Source organism: Pseudomonas sp. yb_2 (assembly GCF_043103905.1).
GTDB classification, from domain to species: domain Bacteria; phylum Pseudomonadota; class Gammaproteobacteria; order Pseudomonadales; family Pseudomonadaceae; genus Aquipseudomonas; species Aquipseudomonas alloputida.
In genome coordinates, this window is sequence record NZ_JBICKH010000040.1 from 42,024 (window position 1) to 51,265 (window position 9,242).

Sequence of the window (9,242 nt, forward strand, 5' to 3'; positions counted from 1 at the left end):
CACGGACTCGACACGAGTTCCTGTGGGAGCAGCTGCAGCCGCAAAACGCCCCTCCCCCGTTACACCGTGCACAACAACAATAAATGGAAAGCACCGAATGACCGTACGCAGCCTAATCGCAGGTGGCCTGCTCGCCTGCGCCCCGCTGGCCCATGCCATCGACCTCAACGACGATTTCAGCCTCGAGGCTAAGGCTGGCGTTTTCAGCGACTACCGCACCCGCGGCATCTCCCAGACCCAGAACGATCCCGCCCTACAGGGCTCGTTGACCCTGGCTCACGCCAGCGGCATATACGCAGGCGTATGGAGCTCGAACGTCGACTTCGGCTTCGGCAGCAGTACACGCCAGGAGCTGGACTACTACGCCGGCTACTTCTGGCAGATCAACGACGACGTCACCCTCGACACCTCGTACATCAAGTACGCGTACCCGCGCCAGGGCGACTTCAACTACGGCGAGTACCATGCCGAACTGCGCGCCTGGGGCGTGCTGCTGGGCGGCAACTATTCGGACAACTTCAACGGCGACCAGTCGATGTTCTATAGCTACGTGGGCTACACCACGCTGCTGCCGTACGACACCAACTTGCTGGTGCGCTACGGGCGCAACGACTACAAGGACCCGAGCTGGTTCGCCAATGACGGCGCCACCCGCGACGACTACCTCGAATGGGAAGTGAAGCTAACCCGCACGATGCTGTCGCTCGACTGGTCGGTCAGCTACATCGACACTGACCTCTCCAAGAACGAATGCGCCAGTTACCTCGGCTTCAAGGATATCTGCTCGGCCACGGTGGTGGTCTCGGCCAGCAAGACGTTCTAAAGCTGCGAGTTGCTACAAGCTGGCTGTTATGGGTCGAAGGAAGCAGGGTGGCGGCTTTCGACCCGAAGCGGTCACTAGCGACGGGCCGCAATCGGCCGCAAGCGGGCATCCCGAGGCATCTACAAAATAGGCATTTAGGACGATGCGCTAGGCTAGACCGTTATTCAGTTCGGGCGCCCTGAGAATCGCTCTTCAGGCAGTCCCACGGCGACAATAGCTTCGGCTTTCATAAACGTGCCATCCGAATCTGTCGGCTTATCCAGTCCTATCCGCGCGCTGGTGCAGTACAGCGTTGCATAACCGGGGCCTGCTAATACTGGGCAAGTGGTCTGAACACACGGGGAGTCGATTACGCGATCGACTGTTCCATCGGGCGCATAACGCACCACTCTGCTGCCGCCCCATTCGGCATTCCAGAGAAAGCCTTGCGCATCAATGCACGAACCGTCTGGAGCGCCCTGACCGTCGACTGTCGTGAACACGCGCTGGTGTTGCATCGAGGGGTAGTCGCAGCAGTAAATGCATCCCTATAGGGAATCGGCGTAGTACATGGTGGAACCGTCCAGGCTGAAACAGATGCTGTTCGGGATAGCTACTGCGGGAAGGCCGAGCGTTTCTGCTTCGAGCGTCGCCGCATTGAGTCGGTGAAATTTGCCGATGTTTTGCACCTGCTCGGCTGCGTCCATCGTGCTGAATACAAAGTTGCCGATGCGGTCGCAGCGGCCGTCATTGATCCGGGTTCCGGGCACGCCCGGTGTAGCTGCAATTTTGCTGAAACGACCAGTGCTCAGCCGGTAGTAGCCCAGGCAGGATGCCAACCCCATTAGCAATATGTCTTCGTCTGCCGTGAGGGCAAATGAGCCTAGTGACTCGGGCAGTGACCAACGCTGCACTTCACCGCTTGTGGGGTCCAGAGCACGCAGCTCCCAGCCGGGGATGTCGGTCCAGAACAGGCGTTCGGTTCTCTCACACCAGACAGGGCACTCGCCAAGCAGGCTGGTGGTGCCGTTAAGGGTTTTAAACATAGTTACGATCTACAGAACAGGATGGGGGGTGAGCAAGGCAATCAGTTGGAGAAAAGCGCTGACCACCTGTCACCGAACAGCGCGATAGCAAGGCCTGCGAGCATCACCATGGCCCCGACCAACTTGATTGCAGACACCGGCCTCTCCAATGCTCCCATCAAGCCGAAATGATCGATAACCAAAGACGAAATGATCTGTCCGGCGATAGCGAGGCCCAGCAGGGCTGACAGACCGATTTTTGGCGCAAGCACTACATAGCTGAGCAACGCGCCGGCACCCAGCACGCCGCCCAGCAGGCTCCACAAAGGCTGGGCAGGGATAGCTACCAGTGAGGCCGCTATCCCGCCACGCATCAATGAAAAGATGCCCAGACATAACGCACCGGCAGTGAAAGAGAACAGCGCGGCGGCTACCGAATCTCCTCCCACACCTTTAGCGAGTTGGCCATTCAGCGTGGTCTGCAGGGTTATGCCGAGCCCCGCACAGACGGCCAGCAGGTAGTAGGCTGCGTTCATCTCGCGCCTCCTTACTTGGCTGACTCAAGCGGCAGGAATCTCTCGGCAAAGATATCCGGCTGATAGCCTGCAGCAGCAAACAGATGCTCACGGGACTCGTCGATTGCGGCCCGCAGTTGCTCGCTGTTCAAACCCAGTACCTTGCCGTTGCGTTTGACGATGCGCCCGCCAATCATGACCGTGTCGACATTGCTGCGCTCGGCTGCATGTACCACAGTGCCGAAGGCGTTGCCTGACGGGTAAAGGTTGATGTCTTGCGCATTGATAAGAATCAGATCCGCCTGTTTGCCGGGAACCAAGCTGCCGACTTTGTCTTGCAAGCCGGCGCAGGTGGCGCCGTCGATAGTCGCGGCTTTGAGCAGGCCATGTGCGGGCAGAGTCACCACGGGATGATGGTCTTCGCCGCAGCAGCGCTGTTGGTGCATGCCCATGACACGTTGCAGGTAGAACGCCATCCGCATCTCCATGAACATGTCGCCGCTGTAGGAGGTTTCATTATCGACGCTCAGCCCCGGACTGATGCCGTGACGCTGGGCCGACTGAATGGCGAACATTCCATCTTCAATGCCGTAGTGGGCATCTGAACGTGGGCATACGTTAACCCGCACGCCAGCCTCGCGAAGGATCTTCCAGCCGGCGTCCGGCAGCGCGGTGCAGTGGTTGAAGATGTTGTCGGAACGCAGCAAGCCTTCGCGATGCAAGCCTTCCAACTCAGCGGCCATGTCCCCGCCAAAAAACTCGGTGATGATTGGCAGCCCCAGGCGCCTGGCCTCAGCCCACAGCTCAGGCTCCAGCTGCGCCATCACCGCCAGCGAGAGTAGCGGGTTGTCACCGTTCTTGATGTATTTTTCCTGCAGCCGCTCCAGGTTGCCGGGCCAGTGTGCTTTGTCCCACTCATCCGCCACCGGCGCCCCTGAGGCGTGTACGGCGCGTATGCCAGCATCGAGCAGTGCCTCAACAGCGGCATCGGAGTGAGCACCGGTGCGACTGTTATGCGAATTGTCCACGAGGGTCGTAATTCCGGCATCGATGCAGCCCAGTGCACTCAGCAGGTTGCCGATATACATATCGGCCGGACGATAGTATTTGGCGAACGAGAAGTGCGTGGCGTTGCAGTAGTCTTCCAGGGTGGCGGCGTTTGGGTTGATTCGACGCAGCTGCCCTTCCCAGGAGTGACGGTGCGTATCGACCATGCCGGGCATGGCGATCATGCCGGATGCCTCGATCACAACAGCGTCGCCGGCTTCGAGATTTTCGCCGATGGCAGTGATGGTGCTGCCTTCGATGAGGATATCGCCAAGAGCCAGATTGCCGACGTCCTCGTCCATGCTCAGCACCGTGGCGCCGCGGATAAGTGTGCGGGCGGCCGGAGCTGATGGGGCTTGCACAATGCTGCGGTTGTAGTCTGCCATGTCAGTACACCTCTTCAAATTTCGTTGGAAGAACTGTACGCAAGGCGATACTGCTGGAAAAAGATGGTTAAACTGTTTTTATTATTCATTTTAATCGAATAATAACGTCTTTCTGGATCATTGCCTTGAGGCGGTTAAACATCATGGATCGTATTCAAGCGATGCAGATTTTCGTACGTGTGGCTGAAGCAGGAAGCTTTATCCAGGCGGCGCAGACACTCTCTTTGCCAGCCTCGACTGTCACCAGCAGCGTCAAGAATCTTGAGAAGTACCTGCAAGTGCGCTTGCTGAACAGAACCACGCGGAGAGTCAGCCTTACACCTGAGGGCGCTCAGTATTTGACGCAGTGCCGAGAAATACTTGAGCTGATCGAACATACAGAGACCAGTCTGACGGATTCCGTAAAACGGCCGCAGGGGCGCTTACGGGTCGATATGCCGGGCGGCATTGCCCACTTCATCGTCATGCCGAAACTGCGCGACTTTTACCAGCGCTATCCGGATATCTATCTGATGATCGGCGTCAACGATCGACAGGTTGATCTGGTTCAGGAAGGCATCGATTGCGTCATTCGTACGGGTGAGCTCCATGATTCAACCCTGGTTGCGCGCCCACTTGGCCGGTTTCGCTGGGTGACCTGTGCGTCTGCCGCCTATCTCGAAGAGAACGGTACGCCGCAAACACCACAGGACCTATCGCACCACCGGGCCATCCACTACTTTTCGGGCGGCGCGAGGCAGCCGGGTGAAATGCGCTTCGCACGTGATACTGAAAAGATCTCAGTCCCAGTCAACGGTACAGCGGCCGTCAACGAGACGGGGCTCTACATCAAAATGTGCCTTGAAGGCTTTGGGCTGGTGCAGCTCGCTGAGAACGTGGTTGCCGAGCATCTGCGAGATGGTCGGTTAGTCGAAGTGCTTGCTGATTGGCAGCCTGCTTCGGTTCCTGTGCACCTGCTATACCCGCATCAGCGTTTTCTCTCGCCAGCCGTGAGAGCATTCGCTGACTGGATTGCCGGGCTCGTGCGTGACGGCGATTCAGCTTGAGGTCAGTGGCTGCAGGGCTGAACGAGCGGGTTTGAATATTCCTCTGGTGCGCAGATGGCGACGACGGCTCAAGGAAAGTGTTGATCGAGGTGCCGACGATAGTTGGCGATATCTTGCTCAATCTGTGGGTTCTTCTCGACATCGTTAGCGATGAAGGTAGGCAGTGCTTCCAACCCGAGGAACTGATTGGCCTTGTGGAAGTGCAGGTAGACGCCATCGACCCCTACGCCGTGGAAGAACTGCTCGGGGTCATCAAAGGCTTCCAAAGGCGCGTTCCAGGTCAGCGACAGCATGTATTTCTTGCCCTGCAATAGGCCGCCAGTGCCGTACTTTTTCGAGGCGTCATTACGTGAACGGCCATCGCTGGCATACAGGACGCCATGGCCGGCGGTGAAAACTTCATCGATGTATTGCTTGACGATCCAGGGCTCGCCCATCCACCAACCGGGCATCTGATAGATGATGACGTCGCTGTTGGCGATTTTCTGAATTTCCTCGTCAAACGAATAGGGGGCGTCGACCACTGTGGTCGAGACGCTATGTCCGAGCGCGGAGAGGTGCTCGGCGGCAAGGGTGGCGAACATATTGTTAAGTTTGCCCTTGGAGATGAGAAATGGCTTGGCGCCGTTGATGATCAGTACGTTGCTCATGGGTTTACTCAGTGGTCACGGCAAAGGTCGTAATAAGGCCGTGCTATGGTGATCGGCATGTTTGCTGGCTAGTTGTGTTGCAGGGTGGTGCTTCTGCAATGGGTGGGTTCGAGTTGAACATTGCGCCCTGCCAGCATTCCGGTGAATGCGCCGGCTACGGAGATTGCGGCGGTGAGCAACAGCGGTGCTGACCAGCCACCTGTCCAATCGTGCAGCTGACCCAGTAGCAAGGGACCTGCGGCTGCCATCAGGTAGCCCACGCACTGCGCCATTCCTGACAATGCCGCAGTGTCACCGGCGTTTTTTGTGCGCAAGCCGATAAAGGTCAGGCCGAGCATCATGCTGGCACCAGAGCCGAAGCCCAGGATGGCAGCCCACAAGATGGCGTAGCTTGGCGCGTACATGAGCCCGACCAGGGATGAAGCTGTTAACAGGCTCACGGTAGCGGCGGCCAGTTTCTGGTCTTTGAGACGGCGAAGCGTGGCCGCCAGAATCAAGCCGGGAATGGCCGTGGTCAGTTGCAGCGTGCCGTGAACCGCGCCTGCTTGCTCGGGGGATATGCCATGGTCCATCAGAATGGTCGGCAGCCAGCCGACGGCGACATAAAATGGCATCGCGTTCAGCCCCATGAACAGCGTGACCTGCCATGCCAGCGGCGAACGCCAGACGGCAACGGTTGGCGTTTGTTTCGCGCCGGCCAGATTCACGTGTTCGTGTTTTTTCAACTGTGGCAGCCACACTACCAGCGCCAAAAGCGGGGCGGCGACCAGCAAACTCAGGGCAATCGGCCACCCCCATGATTGGGTCAGCGGAATTATCATGGCTGAGCCGACAGCGCCCGCTGCGCCCATCGTGATGGAGTAAGCGCCGGTCATGGAGGCCATTTTCGTTGAGAAATCGCGCTTGATCAGGCCGGGCAACAGCACGTTGCCCAAGGCGATCCCAGTGCCTATGAGTACCGTACCGACGTACAACGCCCACGCGCTACCTGCGGAGCGGAGTAGGATGCCCGCTGAAATGATCAACAGCGCACCGAAAAGTGTGCGCTCGATGCCGAACCTGCGGGCGACCGAGGCGCTGAGCGGGGAGAAAGCGGCAAATGCCAGGAGTGGCAGTGAAGTAAGCAGACCTAGCGCTGAGGCGCTAAAGCCAAAATCGTTCTGGATGAGCGGCAAAACGGGCGCGATGCTGGTAAAGGGAACGCGTAGGTTTATAGCAATAAGCAGAATGCTTGCGACGAGCGCGATGGCATGCCAATTGATTTTTGTATCTGACATATTCTGTAGCTGTCCTCTGAAAGAAGACAACTCTAGAGAGCTTCAGGATTGGCTAATATAGATATTACGACAGCTGATACCTAAATTATGCCAAGCTCAAGAACAGTCATTTCCTCGCCAGAGGATTTCGATTCAGATCTCTTCGCTCAGGCTGCTATTGCCCTCAAGGTAGCGCCTGACCCCAATGAATCAGCTGACCGCTCTCATGATCATCGAAAAGGCCAGCTGATCCTGTCTTTGCACGGTGCGGTGAGCTGTCAAGTGCAGAGCGCATTGTGGCTTGTGCCTCCCCAGCACGCGGTATGGATTCCTGGCGGCACGCCGCACAGTTGCCGCATGACCAAAAATGCCCGAACCTGCTTTCTATTCATTGAACCCGACGCGGCAGCCATGCCTGAAGAATGTTGCACGGTCGCCATCACACCCCTTGTTCGGGAAATGATTTTGTATCTCGCTGAACAGGAACCTGCTTACCATTCCGAGGGGAAGACAGCACGGCTAGTTGCGGTGCTGCTTGAGCAGCTTTCTGATGCTCCGCTGAAAGAGCTGCACTTGCCGATATCAGACCATCCCAAGATCAAGCAGATCGCGGATACGCTCTTTGCAGACCCCGGTGATCGAACGACGTTGCGTGAGTGGGCTACTCGGCTTGCAACGAGTGAGCGAACGCTGGCCAGACTGGTGGAAAACACGACCGGGCTGAGCTTTGGACGCTGGCGCCAGCAACTGCAGTTGATGATCGCACTGAGTCACCTGGCAGAGGGTGTCCCCGTGCAGCGTGTGGCGGGCAATCTGGGCTATGACTCTGTTAACGCCTTTATCACGATGTTCAAGAAAGCCCTGGGAAAACCTCCCACGCAGTACTTTTCCTCTCTGCGCTAATGCCTTGCTTGTTGGCACATAGCGCCGAAGCTATCGAGCACTCACTGTCTGCTTCTGGCCGATAGCTGCCTGTTGCGAAGGGCAGCAATGGGGCGAAAGCTGCCGATCATGAGTGGCCGCTCTTGACCCAAGGCGGACATCTGTAGCCGGGGCCGCTTCGCGGCCCATCGCGGGCAAGCGCGGCTCCCACAGGTACAGCGCATGCCTGAAGGCTGGTGATATTCCTGTGGGAGCCGGCTTGCCGGCGATGAGGCCGGTACTGGCTACAGTGCTTTGGATCAGTGTCCGCCTTGGGTCGATTGCGGGCATTCGAGAACTGCTGCAATCGACCCATTGTAGACATTGCTAAACCACCAGAGCGCGTGTTGAAAAAGCAACAAGTGGTGCCAGACAGAAAAGGAAGGCTTCTGTTCACCCCAGTACTGCGGCGAATGCGTCAGGCGCTCCTCCTCCTCCTCCTCCTCCTCCAGAGCACCAAGGGCCGCGGACACAGGCGCGATGCAAGTGGAACTGCCCTTTTAGACTGAGGCATCTCGCCTCTGCTAGCGACCGCGCTCCCGATTCGTTAAAACCGAACCCTCTACATTCCCTTTAGCGCATGCCAACGCCAACCTTACTGGTCATGGTGAAGACCAGTTACTCAGCTGGATTTCGCCATGATGCTTTCCCCCTACCCCTTACTCATAACCTGCTTAGTTGCCCTCACGGCCGCCGCACAGGATGGGCGTGAGCACTCGGATCTTGGCCTGGTGCATCGGCAGCTCGATGCCATCGAGCTCTTGGCTGATAGAGCCCGTAGCAGCGCTACCGCAACTGATCGAGTTCGTTATCGCTTCGACTACCCCAGATTAACGGCAGACTTGGAGCGCGTCCGGCACGGTATCAGCAACTACCTATCGCCCTCACGTGCGCAGCCGGCCGATCTGGTCGAGCTTACCGGTGATTACCGTACTGACGCGCGCCACACGAGCCCCTCCAATGAGCATGACTGACGCTCAACTCAGCGCGTTTTCTGCCGTTGCCGGGTTTACCCCGCAGCTCAGTTCGGTGCTGTGGCGCTCATCGGTGCTAGTGCTCGCGTTGCTCTGGTGCACCTGGGCCCTGTGGACCGGCTACCGCGGCTGGGCGGCCGGTAACCTCAATTTCGGTGCGCTCGGCGGCAGCACGCTGCGCCTGGCACTCGCCTTGATCGTGCTCATGTTTTTCATGCTGTCGTAATCCGGAGACCTTGCCATGAAACTCTCCCGCCACTTCATTCGCCCGTTTCTCCTGCTGGGGAATACCTGTTCCAAAGCCCTGTTCGGCGGTCTAGTTTTGCTGAGTTCGACGTTCGCCATGGCCGACCTACCGACTATGGAAGCGCCCTCTCGCGGCGAGGGTTCGGGGCTGATCGATACCATCAAGAACTACGCCTACGACGGCGGCATACTGCTCGGCCTGTTGATCGCCACCCTAGCCTTCCTCGGCGTGGCCTGGCATTCGCTCACGGTCTACGCCGACGTGCAGAACCAGCGCAAGACTTGGAAGGACCTCGGCGCCGTGGTCGGGGTCGGCGCGCTGCTGGTGGTGGTGATCCTGTGGTTCCTCACCAAAGCCGCGACGATTCTGTGAG

At 58.1% G+C, this 9,242-nt stretch carries 10 protein-coding genes and 1 pseudogene; 6 read left to right on the forward strand and 5 right to left on the reverse strand.

Annotation, left to right across the window (positions count from 1 at the left end):
• Positions 1 to 97 precede the first annotated feature (97 nt).
• A complete protein-coding gene (locus tag ACF8FB_RS10255; protein WP_367250879.1) occupies positions 98 to 823 on the forward strand; it encodes a TorF family putative porin in 726 nt (241 codons plus the stop codon).
• A gap of 164 nt (positions 824 to 987) precedes the next feature.
• On the opposite strand, the pseudogene ACF8FB_RS10260 reads toward ACF8FB_RS10255, so the two are convergent.
• From ACF8FB_RS10260 to ACF8FB_RS10270, 3 genes and pseudogenes are all read right to left on the reverse strand, one after another.
• A pseudogene (locus tag ACF8FB_RS10260) lies at positions 988 to 1,848 on the reverse strand (SMP-30/gluconolactonase/LRE family protein).
• Between the two features lie 41 nt (positions 1,849 to 1,889).
• On the reverse strand, positions 1,890 to 2,363 hold the full coding sequence (locus tag ACF8FB_RS10265; RefSeq protein ID WP_367250881.1) for a DMT family transporter: 474 nt from the start codon (positions 2,361 to 2,363) through the stop codon (positions 1,890 to 1,892).
• Between the two features lie 11 nt (positions 2,364 to 2,374).
• The gene (locus tag ACF8FB_RS10270; RefSeq protein ID WP_392511276.1) at positions 2,375 to 3,775 is read right to left on the reverse strand and encodes an amidohydrolase family protein; all 1,401 of its coding nucleotides are present in this window, start codon (positions 3,773 to 3,775) and stop codon (positions 2,375 to 2,377) included.
• Positions 3,776 to 3,918: 143 nt separating this feature from the next.
• Between ACF8FB_RS10270 and ACF8FB_RS10275 the strand changes: the two genes are divergently transcribed.
• The gene (locus ACF8FB_RS10275) at positions 3,919 to 4,821 is read left to right on the forward strand and encodes a LysR substrate-binding domain-containing protein (RefSeq protein ID WP_392511277.1); all 903 of its coding nucleotides are present in this window, start codon (positions 3,919 to 3,921) and stop codon (positions 4,819 to 4,821) included.
• A 68-nt stretch (positions 4,822 to 4,889) separates the two neighbouring features.
• Here ACF8FB_RS10275 and ACF8FB_RS10280 read toward each other — a convergent pair whose 3' ends face one another.
• Both ACF8FB_RS10280 and ACF8FB_RS10285 read right to left on the reverse strand, forming a co-directional pair.
• Positions 4,890 to 5,471, reverse strand: coding sequence for an NAD(P)H-dependent oxidoreductase (locus ACF8FB_RS10280; protein ID WP_392511278.1), 582 nt, complete (start codon positions 5,469 to 5,471; stop codon positions 4,890 to 4,892).
• Positions 5,472 to 5,539: 68 nt separating this feature from the next.
• Positions 5,540 to 6,748, reverse strand: coding sequence for an MFS transporter (locus ACF8FB_RS10285; protein ID WP_392511279.1), 1,209 nt, complete (start codon positions 6,746 to 6,748; stop codon positions 5,540 to 5,542).
• Between the two features lie 87 nt (positions 6,749 to 6,835).
• Between ACF8FB_RS10285 and ACF8FB_RS10290 the strand changes: the two genes are divergently transcribed.
• From ACF8FB_RS10290 to ACF8FB_RS10305, 4 genes are all read left to right on the forward strand, one after another.
• Positions 6,836 to 7,630: a helix-turn-helix transcriptional regulator gene (locus ACF8FB_RS10290; RefSeq protein WP_367250886.1), complete on the forward strand. Its 795-nt coding sequence runs from the start codon at positions 6,836 to 6,838 to the stop codon at positions 7,628 to 7,630.
• 659 nt (positions 7,631 to 8,289) lie between these two features.
• Positions 8,290 to 8,622, forward strand: coding sequence for an RAQPRD family integrative conjugative element protein (locus ACF8FB_RS10295; RefSeq protein ID WP_367250944.1), 333 nt, complete (start codon positions 8,290 to 8,292; stop codon positions 8,620 to 8,622).
• The gene (locus tag ACF8FB_RS10300) at positions 8,609 to 8,848 is read left to right on the forward strand and encodes a TIGR03758 family integrating conjugative element protein (protein ID WP_041167230.1); all 240 of its coding nucleotides are present in this window, start codon (positions 8,609 to 8,611) and stop codon (positions 8,846 to 8,848) included. Before ACF8FB_RS10295 ends, ACF8FB_RS10300 begins: the two co-directional genes overlap by 14 nt.
• A 15-nt stretch (positions 8,849 to 8,863) precedes the next feature.
• The gene (locus tag ACF8FB_RS10305; protein WP_138736114.1) at positions 8,864 to 9,241 is read left to right on the forward strand and encodes a TIGR03745 family integrating conjugative element membrane protein; all 378 of its coding nucleotides are present in this window, start codon (positions 8,864 to 8,866) and stop codon (positions 9,239 to 9,241) included.
• Position 9,242 lies beyond the last annotated feature (1 nt).

Coding starts and splice junctions, on each gene's coding strand:
- ACF8FB_RS10285 (WP_392511279.1), bottom strand. CDS start 6,748: ATGTCAGATACAAAAATCAATTGGCATGCCATCGCGCTCGTCGCAAGC.
- ACF8FB_RS10255 (WP_367250879.1), top strand. CDS start 98: ATGACCGTACGCAGCCTAATCGCAGGTGGCCTGCTCGCCTGCGCCCCG.
- ACF8FB_RS10275 (WP_392511277.1), top strand. CDS start 3,919: ATGGATCGTATTCAAGCGATGCAGATTTTCGTACGTGTGGCTGAAGCA.
- ACF8FB_RS10290 (WP_367250886.1), top strand. CDS start 6,836: ATGCCAAGCTCAAGAACAGTCATTTCCTCGCCAGAGGATTTCGATTCA.
- ACF8FB_RS10270 (WP_392511276.1), bottom strand. CDS start 3,775: ATGGCAGACTACAACCGCAGCATTGTGCAAGCCCCATCAGCTCCGGCC.
- ACF8FB_RS10300 (WP_041167230.1), top strand. CDS start 8,609: ATGAGCATGACTGACGCTCAACTCAGCGCGTTTTCTGCCGTTGCCGGG.
- ACF8FB_RS10295 (WP_367250944.1), top strand. CDS start 8,290: ATGCTTTCCCCCTACCCCTTACTCATAACCTGCTTAGTTGCCCTCACG.
- ACF8FB_RS10305 (WP_138736114.1), top strand. CDS start 8,864: ATGAAACTCTCCCGCCACTTCATTCGCCCGTTTCTCCTGCTGGGGAAT.
- ACF8FB_RS10280 (WP_392511278.1), bottom strand. CDS start 5,471: ATGAGCAACGTACTGATCATCAACGGCGCCAAGCCATTTCTCATCTCC.
- ACF8FB_RS10265 (WP_367250881.1), bottom strand. CDS start 2,363: ATGAACGCAGCCTACTACCTGCTGGCCGTCTGTGCGGGGCTCGGCATA.